The sequence below is a fragment of the Streptomyces sp. NPDC002209 genome (assembly GCF_042890265.1).
GTDB lineage: Bacteria > Actinomycetota > Actinomycetes > Streptomycetales > Streptomycetaceae > Streptomyces.
Genome location: NZ_JBIARX010000010.1, coordinates 126,568 through 142,129 on the forward strand (window position 1 = coordinate 126,568; position 15,562 = coordinate 142,129).

Here is a 15,562-nt window from a genome sequence, read left to right on the forward strand (position 1 = left end):
ACTGCCTCTCGCAGGGGGATGCACGCCGGATGCGTGCACATGCCGGTCACTGGCTTACCGGATTACGGGCCTCCGGGGAAATCGGCGGCCACCGGCACCGGCCCCGCCCGGTCCAGCAGACCGGTCCGGGCGGCCAGCGCCGCCGCCTCCAGCCGGGACCCGACGCCCAGTTTCATCAGCACCCGCTGGACGTGCGTACGGGCGGTGCTCGGCGCGATCTCCATGCCCGCGGCGATGAGCCGGGTGTCCTCGCCCTCGGCGACCCGGACCAGCACCTCCACCTCGCGCGGGGTCAGCAGCCGCAGCAGCCGGCTGCCCTCGTCGTCGGGCTGGGCGGCCGGGTTGAGCAGCTCCGCGAAGGCTCCCTGGAGCAGCTGCGGGGAGATCGCGACCTCCCCGGCCCGCGCCTTGGCCAGCGCCCGCTCCACGCCTTCGATCCGCTCGTCGTGGCGGACGTACCCCGAGGCGCCGGCGGCGAAGGCGGCCGCGATCCCGCGCGGGCTCGGCACCGGGCCGAGCACGACGACGGCGATCTGCGGCCGCTCCCGCTTGATGCGCACCACCGGCTCGAAGACCCCCGGCTCTGCGGGCGTGGCGGTGCCCAGCAGGCACACCTCCGGCGCCCGGCTGATGACCAGTTCGGCGGCGCCCGCGGCCGGGGCGGCCGCGGCCAGCACCCGGTGCCCGCGCAGCTTGAGAGCCGAGGCCAGCGCCTCGGCCAGCAGCCGGTGCTCGTCGAGCACCATGACCCGTACGCCCATCGCGCACCCACCCCCGACCCTTCTGCCCCGGCAAGCTACACGCTTGTTCGACGGTGCGCGGCGGATACCGCGCAGAAGCCCCCGGAAGGCGGACCTTCCGGGGGCTTCTGCACGCTGCGGTGAACGGCCGGGATCGGCCGGGGATCAGCTGGCGCTGAAGGAGACGAACAGGTACTCGGGGTCGCCCTTGTCGGAGTACGGCTTCCTGGCCGTGGTCCGGGAGATGAAGAGCTTGCCGTTGTGGTAGCGGTACTCGGAGAAGTCGGGCGAGAAGCCGGTCTCGGCGGTCCGGCTGGCCTTCTCGGCCGGGTTCTCCATGAGGACGGTCTCCTTCATGGTCGTACCGTCGATGCTGACGATCTGGCCGCCCTTGTCGTACGGGGGCTCCTTGTACGCGATGATGTGCGACCCGTCCATGCGGAGCGGGAACATGGTGTACCGCTCGCCCGCGTCGGCGCGGTCGGTGGTCTGCTTGCCGGTCTCCAGGTCGAAGGAGAGCAGCTCGTTGGTGCGGCCGGACGACGACTGGCCCTGGTGCTCGATCGAGGGCAGGTAGAGCTTGCCGTTGCCGACGACGAAGCCGGAGCACTTCTCGACCTCGGTGCCGCCGCACTTGCCGCCGAAGGTGCCGGAGGCGAGCGAGATGCGGGCCTTCAGCTCGCCCTTGGGGTCGACGACGAAGAGGTCGCTGACGCCGGAGGCGTTCTTGGCGGTCTTGCCGACGTCGGCGGCGACGATGAGGGGCTTCGTGGAGACGATGGACGCCCACTCGATGCCCGGGGAGAGCTTGTACGAGGCGGTCTGCGCGCCGGTGGCCGGATCCAGGGTCTGGGCGTACAGGGTCTGGCTGTCGCCGCGGCCGCACTTGCGGATCACGCCGAGGGCCTCGCCGCCGGCGTAGCCGCTGTCGTAGCAGCCCTCGCCGTCGACCTTGGGCGTCCACAGGGACTTGCCGTCGGCGAGGTTCCAGGCGGCGCCGCCGCTGGTGCCGCCGGCGGCGACGGTCTGGCCGCTGAGGGTGACCTCGTAGTAGGAGGCGGGCTTGTCACCGGTGGTGGCGCCCTTGGCGTTGCCGGACCACAGGAGCTTGCCGGCGTTCAGGTCGATGACGCCGACCTCGGTGCACGCCGGGTACTTGACCTCGGGCGTGGGCTGCGCGGGCCGGAAGAGGATCGCCGTCTTGTTGTCGCTGATGTGCTTGGTCGCGCCGCAGAGCTCGCCCGGGAGGGGGATCTCCCACTTCTTGGCGCCGTCGACGGTGTTGTAGCCGACGACCTTCGATACGTCGGACTTGACGTAGGTGGAGTCGGTGAGCCAGGAGCCCGCGACGGTGACGACGTCTTCCGGGGTCGGGTTCGGCTGGTTGAACAGCGGCTTCGACTTGACGTTGGCGGGCACCTTCTCCGAACCGGGGGTGCCGGCCGCGGGCTTGCCGCTGGGGCTGCCGTCCGCGGTGGGCTGCTTGTCGTCACCGCCGCCGTCGCCGGAGACGTACCAGAAGCCGCCCGCGACGATCAGGACGATGGCCAGCAGGGCCGCGCCGACGATCATCAGCTGGGTGCGCTTCTCGTTGCCGCCGCCCGGGCCCGCGGGCCGGGCGGCCTGCATCGGGGCCGTGGGCGCGCCGAACTGCGGCGGGGCGCCGGCACCGGGGGCCGGCTGCTGCTGCGGGTATCCGTAGCCCTGCTGCGGATAGCCGTACGCCGGCTGCCCCTGCGGGGGCACGGCCGGCGCGGCCGGCACGGTCGGCGGCACGGCCGGCGCTGCGGGCGGCTGCTGCGGGGCCACCGGCGCTGCGGGCGCCGCCGGCGGCGCGCCGAAGCTTCCGGGCTGCGGGGGCTGCGGGGCCTGCGGCGCTCCGAAGCCCTGGGGCGGGGGATCCTGCGGCGCTCCGAAGCCGCCGGCGGGCGGCTGGTTGGGGGGCGGCGGGGTACTCATCGCTTGCTACTGCCTCTCGGTGGGCGGCTCGGTGGACTCGTTCACTTGCCGAAGACCATCAGGAGCTTCTCGTCCGTGCCCTTGGCGAGAAGGCGGGTTTGGGAGATGAAGAGCCGGCCGTCCACGTAGTCGACCTTCGGGGTGTAGAAGGTGCTCTCGATGGGCGCGGAGGATCCCGACGGGTTGCGCAGCAGCGCGGTGGGCGTGCCGCCGGCTGCCGGGATCGAGACGACCTCGCCGCCCTGGTCGGAGGTGGCCTTGCGGTAGGCGAGCAGCTGGCCGTTCGCGGCCCCGACCGGGGTGAGGGTGCGGCCGTCGCCCGCGGGGGTGCGCCACTTGACCTTGCCGGTGCCCAGGTCGAAGGCGACGATCTCGTTGGCCTTGCCGGATCCGGCGACGGTCGGCATGTAGAGGGTGTTCGCGTCCACGGCGGTGGTGGAGCAGACCTCGACGGAGCGGAAGAGGCCGCCGTCGCACTCGGTGGCGAAGCTGCCCTCGCCGCTGACGGTGGCGCTCTGCTTGCCGTCGGGTCCGATGACCACGATGGCACGTTCCTTCTTGTCCTGGTTGCCGATGTCGAGGACGACGGGATCCAGCGAGTAGATGGCGGCGACCTTGTACTTCGCGGGCAGTTTGAAGGTCCAGCTCTTCTTGCCGGTGACCGGGTCGGCGGCCGACACCTCGCTGGAGAGGTCGTCGTCGTAGCAGGTGGAGACGGCGATCATCTTGCCGTTGTTGACGACGTACGAGTCGGGCTTGCAGCCCTCGGCGGTGGCGCTGCCGAAGAGCTTGTCGCCGGTGCTGACCTTGAAGGCGCTGGCGGTGCCGCTGCGGCTGACGGCGACGGTGTCGCCGGTGATGCCCAGGCTGGGGCTGGTCATGATGTCGAAGAGGCCCTCCTTGGGGACCTCCTTCGTCCAGCCTTCCTTGCCCGCCTTGAGGTCGACCTGCTTCATCTGGTTGCAGGTGGCGCTGTCCCCGTCGCCGTCCTTGAACATGACGACGGTCTTGGCCTCGGCGGTGGTCTGCCGGGTGACGGAGCAGATGGGAGTGGGGAACGCGAGCGTCCACTTCTCCTTGCCGTCGGTGACCCCGTAGGCGGTGAGGTTCTTCCAGACGCTCTTGACGACGGTGTCGCCGACGATCCACTGGCCGGCGGACTCCACGCCCATGCCGGGGCCGTCGATCTTGGCGGTCCTGAGCCAGAGCGTCTTGTCCTCGCCCTGCTTGCGCCCGGCGTTGAGGTCCTCGCCCGCCGTGGACCCGTTGCCGCTGCCGTCACCCTTGTCCACGCCGGCGGAGGGCTTGGCGTCGGCCGGGGCGGAGCTCTGCGCGACGGGCTTCTTCGGGTCCTCGTCGCTGCCGCCCGCGAAGGCGAAGTAGCCGCCGGTGCCGAGGACGAGGACGCCGGCGACGGCTGCGGCGATGACCACGGCCGTCTTCTTCTTCGGCGCCGCGCCCCCGGCCTGCTGCATCGGGGCGGTCGGCGCGCCGGGCGGCGGGAGGTAGCCCTGCTGCGGCATCGGCGGCGGCTGCACCGGGTGCATCGGCTGCGTCGGCGGCTGCTGGGCGTACGGGTTCTCGCCCTGCTGCGGGTAGCCGTAACCGGGCTGCGGCGGGCCGGGCAGGTGGCCGTAACCGGAAGGTGTGGGCGGCTGGTTCGGCGGCTGGGGCGGCTCGGTCATCAGCGCGTACCTTCGGCGTCGGGTGGCGTAGGGGGATCACCTTTCTATCACTGACAGCGCTCATACATCGGGCCGGTCCAGCCCCTGTTCCCAAGGGAGGACCGGCCCGTGACAACGCCGTTATCAGGCCAGTTGGCGCCTGCCGACGGCCCGGTCCGGCGAGAGCGCCTAGGCGTCCTCGGCCAGCTCGAGCCAGCGCATCTCCAACTCGTCCCGGTCCGAGATGAGTTCGCGCAGCTCCGCGTCGAGCTTCGCGACCTTGTCGAAATCGGTGGCGTTCTCGGCGATCTGGGCGTGCAGGTTCGTCTCGCGGTCCGACATCTTGTTGAGCTGGCGCTCGATCTTCTGGAGCTCCTTCTTCGCGGCGCGGGAGTCTCCGGAGGCCGTCGACTTGGCGGCGGCCGGGGCGGGCGCCGGGGCGGCCGCCTCGATCATCTTCTGCCGGCGCTCCAGGTATTCGTCGAGGCCGCGCGGCAGCATCCGCAGGCTGGCGTCGCCCAGCAGCGCCATCACCGTGTCGGTGGTGCGCTCGATGAAGAACCGGTCGTGTGAGATCACGATCATCGAGCCCGGCCAGCCGTCGAGGAGGTCCTCGAGCTGGGTGAGGGTCTCGATGTCGAGGTCGTTGGTGGGCTCGTCGAGGAAGAGCACGTTGGGCTCGTCCATCAGCAGCCGCAGGATCTGCAGCCGGCGCCGCTCACCACCGGAGAGGTCGCCGACGGGCGTCCACTGCTTCTCCTTGGTGAAACCGAACTGCTCGCACAGCTGACCGGCCGTCATCTCGCGGCCCTTGCCGAGGTCGACGCGGTCGCGTACGCGCTGCACCGCCTCCAGCACCCGCAGGGACGGGTCGAGTTCGCCGACCTCCTGGGAGAGGTACGCCAGCTTGACCGTCTTGCCGACGGTGACGCTGCCGGCGGCCGGCTGGACGTCGCCCTGGGTGCGGGCCGCCTCCGCGAGGGCGCGCAGCAGGGAGGTCTTGCCGGCGCCGTTGACGCCGACGAGGCCGACGCGGTCGCCGGGGCCGAGGTGCCAGGTGAGGTGCTTGAGCAGGGTCTTCGGCCCGGCCTGGACGGTGACGTTCTCCAGGTCGAAGACGGTCTTGCCGAGGCGGGCGTTGGCGAACTTCATCAGCTCGGACTTGTCGCGCGGCGGCGGCACGTCGGCGATGAGCTCGTTGGCGGCCTCGATGCGGTAGCGCGGCTTGGAGGTGCGGGCGGGGGCGCCGCGGCGCAGCCAGGCCAGCTCCTTGCGCATCAGGTTCTGCCGCTTGGACTCCTCCGTGGCGGCGATGCGGTCGCGCTCGGCGCGGGCGAAGACGTAGTCGCTGTAGCCGCCCTCGTACTCGAACACCGAGCCGCGCTGCACGTCCCACATGCGGGTGCAGACCTGGTCGAGGAACCAGCGGTCGTGGGTGACGCAGACGAGTGCGGAGCGGCGTTCCTGGAGGTGCTTGGCCAGCCAGGAGATGCCCTCGACGTCGAGGTGGTTGGTGGGCTCGTCGAGGACGAGCAGGTCCTGGTCGGCGATGAGCAGCTTGGCGAGCGCGATGCGGCGGCGCTCACCGCCGGAGAGCGGGCCGATGACGGTGTCGAGGCCCTGGCCGAAGCCGGGGAGGTCGAGGCCGCCGAAGAGTCCGGTCAGCACGTCGCGGATCTTGGCGTTGCCGGCCCACTCGTGGTCGGCCATGTCCCGGATGATCTCGTGGCGGATGGTCGCCGCGGGGTCGAGGGAGTCGTGCTGGGTGAGCACGCCCATGCGCAGGCCGCCGCTCTGGGTGACCCGGCCGGTGTCGGGCTCCTCGAGCTTGGCGAGCATGCGGATGAGGGTGGTCTTGCCGTCGCCGTTGCGGCCCACGACACCGATCCGGTCCCCCTCGGACACGCCGAGGGAGATGCCGTCGAGCAGGGTACGGGTGCCGTACACCTTGCTGACTGCCTCGACATTGACCAGATTGACGGCCATCAGGAGCGCTCCAGGTGGGGGTCCCCCCGGACGGGTCCCGGGGGAGGGTGTGGATCAGCCCCCCAGCCTAACGGTCCGGGCCGCCCCGGAACGTTCCACCAGGAGCCAGCCGCCCAGCGCCATGGCGATCGCGGCGGGCGCGGTGACCGGAAGGGCGATCAGGGTGGCGCTGTGGCCTTCGAGGAGGCCGCCGAGCCCGGTCGTGGACAGGCCGAGGATGCCGAGCAGGCACAGGGTGGTGCCGAGGGCGGCCAGCGGCCCGCTGCCGGGCTCGGCGGCGGTGCGCGCCGGGGCTTCGAACCTGCGGAAGAGGGCGACCAGTACGGCGGTCAGCCCGGCGGCGGCGAGCAGCCTCAGCGGGACCTGGGCCCACCAGGCGGCGGAGGCGGGCGCGGGGAGCGGGATGCCGAGCGCGAGCTGGAGCGCGTACACGGCGAGCATGGCGGTGAGGTGCCAGAGGAACGCGGTCATGGCGATGCCGTTGGCGGCGACGACCGTGCGCCAGACGCGGGGGCGGGCGAGCCGGGCGGTGGCGGGGGCCGCGAGCAGCTGCACGGCGCCGACGAGCCACATCCCGTGCGCCAGGAGGGCGAGGGTGGGCGGGGCCATGTTGGAGACCTTCTCGCCGGGCATCCCGACCATGGACAGCGGGTACGGGCCGTACGCGACGAGCAGCACGGCGCCGGTGAGCCCGGCGGCGGCGAGCAGGCCGGGGCGGGTGATCCGGCCGTCGGCGCGCAGGAAGCCGAGCTGGTGGACGGCGAGCCAGACGAAGGCGAAGTTCAGGAACTCGACGTACGGGACGGCGAGCGCGAAGCGGAGCACGTCGACGGCGGCCGCGGACCCGGCGAGGAGGGCGAACGCCCCCCAGCCCCACCGCCGGTGGAGCGCCAGCAGGGCCGGGGTGAAGGCGACCATGGCGAGGTAGATGCCGATGAACCACAGCGGCTGGGTGACCAGCCGCAGCGCGGCCCCGGTCAGCCGGCCGTCCCCGCCGCCGGCGAGCTGCACGGCCAGCGCCCCGGCGGTCCAGACGAGGACGAAGACGAGGGTGGGGCGCAGCAGCCGCTGGAGCCGGGCGCGCAGGAAGGCGGCGTAGACGGGCCGTCCTTCGGCCTTCCTGGCGAGGGACCGGTAGGACAGGGCGTGCGAGAACCCGCCGACGAAGAAGAACACCGGCATGATCTGCAGCCCCCAGGTGAGCACCTGGAGCGCGGGGACGAGGGCGAGCAGGTTCCCTATGCCGTCGCTGCTGACGGCGGCCATCAGCCAGTGCCCGAGGAGCACGGTCCCGAGCGAGGCGACCCGCAGCAGGTCGACGTACCGGTCGCGGTCGGCGGGGGTCGCATCGGCCATGGCCCGTGCGGTGGTGGCTGTCATGGAGCCACGGTCGCCCGCGCGGGCCGTCTTCCGACAGGGTGCGGGTACTCAACTCCGGTATGAGTACCCGGCGCGGCACGGCTGCGGGCCCTGCGGGTCAGGACGGCAGGACCGTGGCTCCGGGGGCCGGGCTGGACGCCACGCGCGTGGCCCGGCACGTGCCGGACGCGGACAGGGCCGCCGCCACCTTCTCGGCGGACTCCGCGTCACGGCACAGGAAGGCCGTCGTGGGCCCCGAGCCCGAGACGAGCGCGGCGAGCGCACCGCCGTCGGTGCCCGCCGCCAGCGTCCCGGCCAGCTGCGGGCGCAGCGAGAGGGCGGCGGGCTGGAGGTCGTTGGCCAGCGTGGCCGCCAGTGCGTCGGCGTCGCCCGAGGCCAGGGCCGCCAGGAGCGCCGGGGAGGCATGGGGCTCCGGGATGTGCGTCCCCTCCGCGAGGCGGTCGAACTCGCGGAACACGGCCGGGGTGGACAGGCCGCCGTCGGCCACCGCGAACACCCAGTGGAAGGTGCCCGCCTCGAGCGGGGTGAGCAGCTCACCGCGGCCGGTGCCGAGCGCGGCTCCGCCGACCAGGCTGAAGGGGACGTCGCTGCCGAGCTCGGCGCAGATGTCGAGGAGCTGCTCGCGCGGGGTGTTCAGACCCCACAGGGCGTCGCAGGCCAGCAGGGCCGCCGCGCCGTCCGCGCTGCCGCCCGCCATGCCGCCCGCGACCGGGATGTTCTTCGCGATGTGGAGGTGGACGGCGGGTTCGATCCCGGCCCGGGCCGCGAGGATCTCGGCGGCGCGCGCCGCGAGGTTGGTGCGGTCCAGCGGGACCTGGTCGGCGTCGGGTCCGGTGCAGGTGACGGTCAGGGCATCGGCCGGGGCGGCCGTGACCTCGTCGAACAGCGACACCGCGAGGAAGACGTTGGCCAGGTCGTGGAAGCCGTCCGGCCGCGCCGCGCCCACGGCCAGCCGGACGTTGACCTTCGCGGGGACCCGTACGGTCACGGCCCTGCGGCTCTCGAGGTGGTTCACAGCGCGGGCCTTTCCTGCGCGGGCTTGTGCTCGGCGATCGCCGCGAACTCCTCCACCGTCAGCGACTCGCCGCGCGCCTGCGGGGAGACGCCGGCGGCGACCAGCGCCGCCTCGGCGCCCGCCGCCGAGCCGGCCCAGCCGGCCAGTGCGGCGCGCAGCGTCTTGCGGCGCTGTGCGAAGGCCGCGTCCACGACGGCGAAGACCTCCGCCTTCGTGGCGGTCGTCTTGATCGGCTCGGCCCGCCGCACCAGCGAGACCAGGCCCGAGTCCACGTTCGGCGCGGGCCAGAAGACCTTGCGGCCGATGGACCCGGCGCGCTTGACGTGCGCGTACCAGTTCGCCTTGACGGAGGGCACCCCGTACACCTTGTTGCCCGGCTCGGCGGCCAGCCGGTCGGCGACTTCCGCCTGCACCATCACCAGGGTGCGCTCGATGGTCGGGAAGCGGTCCAGCATGGTCAGCAGCACCGGCACGGCCACGTTGTACGGGAGGTTCGCGACGAGCGCGGTCGGCGGCGGGCCCGGCAGCTCCTCGACCAGCATCGCGTCGGAGTGCACCAGCGCGAAACGGTCCTTGCGCGCGGGCATCCGCGCCTCGATGGTGGCGGGCAGCGCCGCGGCCAGGATGTCGTCGATCTCGACGGCGGTGACCCGGTCGGCGGCCTCCAGCAGCGCGAGCGTCAGCGACCCCAGCCCCGGCCCGACCTCGACGACCACGTCGTCGGGGCGCACCTCGGCGGTGCGCACGATCCGGCGCACCGTGTTGGCGTCGATGACGAAGTTCTGCCCCTTCTGCTTCGTCGGCCGTACGCCGAGTACGGCGGCCAGTTCCCGGATGTCTGCCGGTCCGAGAAGGGCGTCGGGGGACGTGCTGGTCGAGGGCTCGGGCTGCTGCTCTGCGGTGCTCACCGGTAAAGCGTCTCAGATGACGGCGGCCCGCCGTACCTCCCCCGCACCCGGGCCGGCCGTGCGCCGCATCAGCCGCGGTAGAGGCGCCGGCCGCAGTGGGGCCAGGGGGCCGCGCCCCGCTGTACGTAGAGCTTCTTCGCCCGGTACGTCTGCTCCGGGCCCGGGGCGTCCTGCGGGCGGCCGGAGCCGCCGAGGCTCTGCCAGGTGCGGACGTCGAACTGGTACAGGCCGCCGTACGTGCCCGAGGCGTCGGTGGCGGCGGGGCGGCCGCCGGACTCGCACCGGGCCAGTGCCCCCCAGTCGAGGCCGTCCGCCCCGGCGACGGAGGCCGGCAGCGGTTTCGTGCCGACCTTGACCAGCTGGGTGACGGGCTCGCGGACGATCTCCTCGGCGATCTTGCGGGGCTTCTGCCGGACCCCGTTGACGGTGCGCAGGGCGTACGTGACCCGGCGCGCTCCGGGGCGGCCCGCCCGCTCGACGACCTCGGTGCCGGCGAACAGGGCGTCGTCCTCGGTCTGCTCGGTCTCGTACGGGATGCGCTCCTCGCGGACCTCGCGGGTGCCGGTGATGCGGAGCACCGTGACGGTCTGGCCGTCGCGCGGGAAGGAGGCGGGCGGGACGGAGGTGGTGTCCTGGCCCTGGAGGGTGATCCCGGCCTGGCCGAGGGCTTCCTGGACGGTGGCGGCGTTGGTGCGGATGGTGCTTTCGCGGCCGTCCGCCATGAAGGTGACGCTGCGTTCGGTGCGGACGGCCAGGGCGAGGCCGGCGCGGGGCACGGGGGCGGTGCGCGCGGCGGAGAGGTAGGCGCCCTCGACGCGGATGCCGAACTGGCGCAGCGCGCCCTCCACGGTGCCGGCGGTGGTCCACGCCTGGCGGGTCTGTCCGTCGAGGGTCAGGCGCAGGGGGCGGCCGTAGCGGACGACGATCTCGTCGCCGTCGTCGAGGGCTTCGGTGCGGGCGGGGGCGACGAGGTCGTGGGGGCCGACGCCGACCCCTTCGGCGGCGAGGAGCCCGTCGACGTCGTCGGCGAAGGTGTGCAGCGTCCTGGGCTCGCCGTCCACGGTGAGTCGTACCGACTTGTCGGCGGCGACGAAGGCCGTGGTGCCGCCGGCGAGGAAGGCGACGACGAGCGCCTGCGGGACGATCCGCCGCCAGCTGTCCCGCCCCGCGGCCGTCCCGGCGGGGGCGGGGCGGCGCCGCCGGCCGGTGCCGGCGGGGACGGTGTGGACACCGGCCTCGGCGCTCCTGCGGCGCCGGGCGGCCCGCCCGTCTCCGGTGCGCGGGGCGGGTACCACGGCCGGCTCCGGGTCCGGGGCGGCTTGGTCCCCGTACACCCCGGTGAAAGGACTCTCGCTCACGACGCTCGCTCCACTGGTCCGGCCCCATCGGTTCGGGCACGGCACCCTAGCGGACGCCGGTCACTCACCAAAGCCGTGCGGCTACCCGGCGTGTCGGATGGCGCTGCGGGCCCGGTGGTCCTCAGTAGTCGAAGGCGCGCGCCGTGTTCGCCGCCAGGGCGGTGGCCATCGCGTCCTCGTCGATCCCCCGCACCGCGGCCATCGCCCGTACGGTCAGCGGAATGAGGTACGGCGCGTTGGGCCGTCCGCGGTACGGCGCCGGGGTGAGGTAGGGGGCGTCCGTCTCGACGAGCACCAGCTCCTGCGGGGCCACGGCGAGGGCCTCGCGCAGCGGCCGGGCGTTCTTGAACGTCACGGTCCCGGCGAACGACATGTAGTACCCGGCGGCGGCGCACGCGCGGGCCATCTCGGCGTCCCCGGAGTAGCAGTGGAAGACGGTGCGCTCGGGCGCACCCTCCTCGCGCAGGATGCGCAGCACGTCCGCGTGGGCCTCGCGGTCGTGGATGACCAGGGCCTTGCCCTGCCGCTTCGCGATCTCGATGTGCGCGCGGAAGGAGCGCTCCTGCGCGGCCATGCCCTCGGGTCCGGTGCGGAAGTGGTCCAGCCCGGTCTCGCCGACGGCCTTCACGTGCGCGAGCTTCGCGAGCTCTTCGATCTCGGCCAGCGCCTCGTCGAGCGCGGCCTCGCCGCCCCCGGCCCGCGCGCCCTGCCGCGACCAACCGTCGGGGTCGCCGTGGACGATGCGGGGCGCTTCGTTCGGGTGAAGGGCGACGGCCGCGTGGACGTTCTCGTACGCGGCGGCGGTCTCGGCCGCCCAGCGGGATCCCTTCACGTCGCAGCCGACCTGGACGACGGTGGTCACGCCGACCGAGGCGGCCTTGGCGAGGCCCTCCTCGACGGTGCCGCCCTGCATGTCCAGATGGGTGTGGGAGTCCGCGACCGCCACCCGCAGGGGTTCGGGCAGCGGCGGCGGGGTGTCCTTCGAGGCGTCCTTGGCGGCAGTGCTCATACGGCCGATCTTATGACCGGCGGAAGATCCTCATCAGGCGGGAGAGCCAGCCCCCGCGCTCCTCGGCCGCGTCCACCGGGACGGGCCCCGGGGCGTCGTGCAGCGGGGTCCTGCGCTGCTTCGGGGTCCGCGGGACGTTGGCGCCGGCCGGCACCGGGCCGGCGATCCCGGGCGAGATGCGGTGGTGGTAGATCTTGTCGATCGTGCCGAGCACCGACGACACCTGGCCTTCCCGCATGATCCGCACCACGTGCCCGCCGCAGTTGTGGCAGGTCGGGTTCGACAGCGGGGAGGGGACCCGCTCGCCCTGGACGGTGTAGATGATGAAGGGCTGGCCGTTGCCGTCGACGTGGTGCTCGATCTCGTAGCCCTGCTCCCAGGCGTACCCGCACTTCATGCACGCGAACGAGTAGGCCTCGTGCACGGTGTGCACTGCGGCCCTCGGCACGGAGACGGGTGCTGCGGGGGCGGGGACGGGTACCGAGGTGTCTGCGATCTCACTCATGCCAGCTCCTCTTGTTCCACTGGTGCCATTGCCAGTGGACGCCTCTTCGGGCGGGAGCGCATCAGGCCCTGTCTACTGTTGGACGGCCTTTGGCCGACTCATGTCCCAAAGCGCCCGGTGCGCGGTCTGAGCTTTGCTTTTCAGGTTAGCTCTTTACCGTCTTACAGCACCTTTTGAGCCGCATTCTTTGCCGCGACCACGGCGTCGAAGACCTCCCGCTTGGGTACTCCGGCCTCGGCCGCGACCGCCGCGATGGCCTCCTTGCGCCGCTCCCCGGCCTCCTCGCGCACCCGTACCCTGCGCACCAGTTCCTCGGCGTCCACGTCTCCGGGCCCGGCCGCCGGGGCGCCCTCCACGACGACCGTGATCTCCCCGCGCACGCCCTCCGCGGCCCAGGCCGCCAGCTCGCCGAGCCCGCCGCGCTTGACCTCCTCGTACGTCTTGGTCAGCTCGCGGCACACGGCGGCCCGCCGGCCGGCGCCGAAGACCTCGGCCATCGCGGCGAGGGTGTCGTCGAGCCGGTGCGGGGCCTCGAAGTAGACGAGCGTGCGGCGCTCGCCCTCGACCTCGCGGAGCCGGCCGAGGCGCTCGCCCGCCTTGCGCGGCAGGAACCCCTCGAAGCAGAAGCGGTCCACCGGCAGTCCCGAAAGGGCGAGCGCGGTGAGCACCGCGGACGGCCCGGGCACGGCGGTGACCTTGATGTCCTTCTCCACGGCGGCGGCGACCAGCCGGTAGCCGGGGTCGGAGACGGACGGCATGCCGGCGTCGGTCACCAGCAGCACCCGCTTGCCGTCCTCCAGCGCCTCGACCAGCTCCGGGGTACGCGCCGACTCGTTGCCCTCGAAGTACGACACGACCCGCCCGGTGGTGTGCACGCCGAGCCCCTGGGTCAGCCGGCGCAGCCGCCGGGTGTCCTCGGCGGCGACCACGTCGGCCCGCTCGAGCTCGGCCGCGAGCCGGGGCGGGGCGTCGGCGAGATCACCGATCGGGGTGCCGGCGAGCACGAGCACGCCTGCGGTGGAGGAGGTCGAAGAGGCGGTTCCGGAGCCGGGGAGCTGGTCAGTCGTCACCGGTCCATCCTCTCAGCCGTCCCGCCCGGCACATGCCGGCCGTCCCACCCGGCACACGCTCCGAGGGTCCCCGGCGCTGGGGTTCGCACAGGTGCGTTCCCTACGATGACCCGGTGACCAGTACCGCGACGCCGCCGCCCAGCCCCGCGGGGGCTCCGCCCGCCCTTCCGGCGGGGCGCGAAGAACAGCCGTCCACCTGGCTGCGCCGCCTGCGCAGCTTCGGCTACGCGCCGCCCGCCGGCGCGCGGCGCCCGGACGTCCGGGCCCGCCTGGTGCCCCCGTACGCCCGGCCCTCCGAGCAGTTGTGGACGGCGCTCGGGATCCCGCTCTGCGCGGTGGACGCCTGGCAGCGCGTGCTGGCGTGGGCGGGGCCGGTGCTGGTGGCGCTGGTGGCCGGGGTGCTGCGCTTCGCGCACCTGGGCAGCCCGAAGGCGGTGATATTCGACGAGACGTACTACGCCAAGGACGCCTGGGCCACGATCCGGCAGGGCTACGAGGCGAGCTGGCCGAAGGACATCGACAAGTCGATCCTCGCCAATCCCGACGGGGTCGCCCTCCCGCTGGACCCCGGCTACGTCGTGCACCCGCCGGTCGGCAAGTGGGTCATCGGGCTCGGCGAGTGGATGTTCGGCTTCACGCCGTTCGGCTGGCGGTTCATGACGGCCGTGCTCGGCACCCTGTCGGTGCTGATGCTGTGCCGGATCGGGCGCCGCCTGTTCCGCTCGACCTTCCTGGGCTGCCTGGCGGGCGCGCTGCTCGCGGTGGACGGCCTGCACCTGGTGATGAGCCGGACCGCACTGCTCGACCTGGTGCTGATGTTCTTCGTGCTGGCCGCGTTCGGGGCGCTGCTCGTCGACCGGGACCGGACCCGGGCCAGACTCGCGGACGCGCTCCCGGTGGACGAGGAGGGGCGCACCCTCCCGGACGTCGCCGTCGCCGAGACGCTGCGCCTGGGCTGGCGCCCGTACCGGATCCTGGCGGGCGTGTGTCTGGGGCTGGCCTTCGGCACGAAGTGGAACGGCCTGATCGTGCTGGCCTTCTTCGGTGTGCTGACCGTGCTGTGGGACGCGGCCGCGCGCCGCACCGCGGGCGCGGGCGCCCCGTACGCGGCGATGCTGCGCCGCGATGCGCTGCCGGGCTTCCTGTCGACGGTGCCGGTGGCCATCGCGGTGTACCTGGCGTCGTGGACGGGCTGGATCCTCTCCCCCGACAACGGCAAGGGCGGTTACTTCCGCGACTGGGCGGCCAAGAACGACCAGGGCAGCTCACTGTCGTTCCTGCCGGAGTGGCTGCGCAGCCTGTGGCATTACGAGACCGAGGTCTACAAGTTCCACGTCGGCCTGACCTCGGGTCACACGTACGAGTCGAACCCGTGGAGCTGGCTGGTCCTGGGCCGTCCCGTCTCCTATTTCTACGAGTCCCCCGACCCGGGTGCGGACGGCTGCCCGGCGACGGAGGCGGGCAAGTGCGCGCGCGAGGTGCTGGCCCTGGGCACCCCGATGCTGTGGTGGGCGGGCTGCTTCGCGCTGCTGTACGTGCTGTGGCGGTGGTTCTTCCGGCGCGACTGGCGGGCGGGCGCGATCGCGTGCGCGCTGGCCGCGGGCCTGCTGCCCTGGTTCAACTACCAGGAGCGGACCATCTTCTTCTTCTACGCGGTGGTCTTCGTCCCGTACCTGTGCCTGGCGGTGGCGATGATGATCGGCGCCCTGCTGGGCCCGTCGGGCTCGACGGAGCGCAGACGCGCGCTGGGCGCGATCGCGGCGGGCGTGCTGGTCCTCCTCATCGTCTGGAACTTCATCTATTTCTGGCCCATCTACACGGGCCAGCCCCTCCCGATGGACTCCTGGCGCGGCCGCATGTGGCTGGACAGCTGGGTCTAGCAGGAGCGACGACGGGCCCGGCGGGCGCCGCCCGCCGCCGCTCGCGGGCGTGGCGGGCGGCGGCCATGCTGGAAGGAGGACGCCCTCG

General features: G+C 73.0%; 12 protein-coding genes. 1 reads left to right on the plus strand and 11 read right to left on the minus strand.

What is annotated here, in order from left to right:
* Positions 1-62 precede the first annotated feature (62 nt).
* The 11 genes from ACFYXK_RS21145 to rsmI all read right to left on the minus strand — a co-directional run bounded on the left by ACFYXK_RS21145 (position 63) and on the right by rsmI (position 13,594).
* The gene (locus ACFYXK_RS21145) at positions 63-761 is read right to left on the minus strand and encodes a response regulator transcription factor (protein ID WP_266666338.1); all 699 of its coding nucleotides are present in this window, start codon (positions 759-761) and stop codon (positions 63-65) included.
* Between the two features lie 144 nt (positions 762-905).
* Positions 906-2,699, minus strand: a complete 1,794-nt coding sequence (locus ACFYXK_RS21150) for a PQQ-binding-like beta-propeller repeat protein (protein ID WP_389412508.1) — start codon at positions 2,697-2,699, stop codon at positions 906-908.
* A gap of 41 nt (positions 2,700-2,740) precedes the next feature.
* On the minus strand, positions 2,741-4,384 hold the full coding sequence (locus tag ACFYXK_RS21155) for a PQQ-binding-like beta-propeller repeat protein (protein WP_389412509.1): 1,644 nt from the start codon (positions 4,382-4,384) through the stop codon (positions 2,741-2,743).
* A 168-nt stretch (positions 4,385-4,552) separates the two neighbouring features.
* Positions 4,553-6,349, minus strand: coding sequence for an ABC-F family ATP-binding cassette domain-containing protein (locus ACFYXK_RS21160; protein ID WP_389412510.1), 1,797 nt, complete (start codon positions 6,347-6,349; stop codon positions 4,553-4,555).
* A 54-nt stretch (positions 6,350-6,403) separates the two neighbouring features.
* Positions 6,404-7,729 carry an acyltransferase gene (locus ACFYXK_RS21165; RefSeq protein WP_389412511.1) on the minus strand — a complete coding sequence of 442 codons (1,326 nt, stop codon included), beginning with the start codon at positions 7,727-7,729 and terminating at the stop codon, positions 6,404-6,406.
* Positions 7,730-7,826: 97 nt separating this feature from the next.
* The gene (locus tag ACFYXK_RS21170) at positions 7,827-8,744 is read right to left on the minus strand and encodes a 4-(cytidine 5'-diphospho)-2-C-methyl-D-erythritol kinase (RefSeq protein WP_389412512.1); all 918 of its coding nucleotides are present in this window, start codon (positions 8,742-8,744) and stop codon (positions 7,827-7,829) included.
* Positions 8,741-9,652 carry a 16S rRNA (adenine(1518)-N(6)/adenine(1519)-N(6))-dimethyltransferase RsmA gene (gene rsmA / locus ACFYXK_RS21175; RefSeq protein WP_389412513.1) on the minus strand — a complete coding sequence of 304 codons (912 nt, stop codon included), beginning with the start codon at positions 9,650-9,652 and terminating at the stop codon, positions 8,741-8,743. The genes ACFYXK_RS21170 and rsmA overlap by 4 nt, the downstream gene beginning before the upstream one ends.
* Positions 9,653-9,720: 68 nt before the next feature.
* Complete coding sequence (locus ACFYXK_RS21180; protein WP_389412514.1) at positions 9,721-11,010, minus strand: ubiquitin-like domain-containing protein; 1,290 nt, start codon at positions 11,008-11,010, stop codon at positions 9,721-9,723.
* 121 nt (positions 11,011-11,131) lie between these two features.
* A complete protein-coding gene (locus ACFYXK_RS21185; protein WP_389412515.1) occupies positions 11,132-12,019 on the minus strand; it encodes a TatD family hydrolase in 888 nt (295 codons plus the stop codon).
* Between the two features lie 10 nt (positions 12,020-12,029).
* The gene (locus ACFYXK_RS21190; RefSeq protein WP_389412516.1) at positions 12,030-12,524 is read right to left on the minus strand and encodes a hypothetical protein; all 495 of its coding nucleotides are present in this window, start codon (positions 12,522-12,524) and stop codon (positions 12,030-12,032) included.
* A gap of 161 nt (positions 12,525-12,685) precedes the next feature.
* Positions 12,686-13,594 (minus strand): 16S rRNA (cytidine(1402)-2'-O)-methyltransferase, encoded by a 909-nt coding sequence (rsmI, locus tag ACFYXK_RS21195; RefSeq protein ID WP_389412517.1) that lies wholly within the window; start codon positions 13,592-13,594, stop codon positions 12,686-12,688.
* 113 nt (positions 13,595-13,707) lie between these two features.
* Here rsmI and ACFYXK_RS21200 point away from each other — a divergent pair, with 113 nt between their 5' ends.
* Complete coding sequence (locus ACFYXK_RS21200; protein WP_389412518.1) at positions 13,708-15,474, plus strand: dolichyl-phosphate-mannose--protein mannosyltransferase; 1,767 nt, start codon at positions 13,708-13,710, stop codon at positions 15,472-15,474.
* The last annotated feature ends 88 nt before the right edge of the window (positions 15,475-15,562 follow it).

What these genes read in the sequence shown, in the direction of transcription:
- ACFYXK_RS21145 (WP_266666338.1), bottom strand. Translation starts at nt 761, where the DNA reads ATGGGCGTACGGGTCATGGTGCTCGACGAGCACCGGCTGCTGGCCGAG.
- ACFYXK_RS21150 (WP_389412508.1), bottom strand. Translation starts at nt 2,699, where the DNA reads ATGAGTACCCCGCCGCCCCCCAACCAGCCGCCCGCCGGCGGCTTCGGA.
- ACFYXK_RS21155 (WP_389412509.1), bottom strand. Translation starts at nt 4,384, where the DNA reads ATGACCGAGCCGCCCCAGCCGCCGAACCAGCCGCCCACACCTTCCGGT.
- ACFYXK_RS21160 (WP_389412510.1), bottom strand. Translation starts at nt 6,349, where the DNA reads ATGGCCGTCAATCTGGTCAATGTCGAGGCAGTCAGCAAGGTGTACGGC.
- ACFYXK_RS21165 (WP_389412511.1), bottom strand. Translation starts at nt 7,729, where the DNA reads ATGACAGCCACCACCGCACGGGCCATGGCCGATGCGACCCCCGCCGAC.
- ACFYXK_RS21185 (WP_389412515.1), bottom strand. Translation starts at nt 12,019, where the DNA reads ATGAGCACTGCCGCCAAGGACGCCTCGAAGGACACCCCGCCGCCGCTG.
- ACFYXK_RS21190 (WP_389412516.1), bottom strand. Translation starts at nt 12,524, where the DNA reads ATGAGTGAGATCGCAGACACCTCGGTACCCGTCCCCGCCCCCGCAGCA.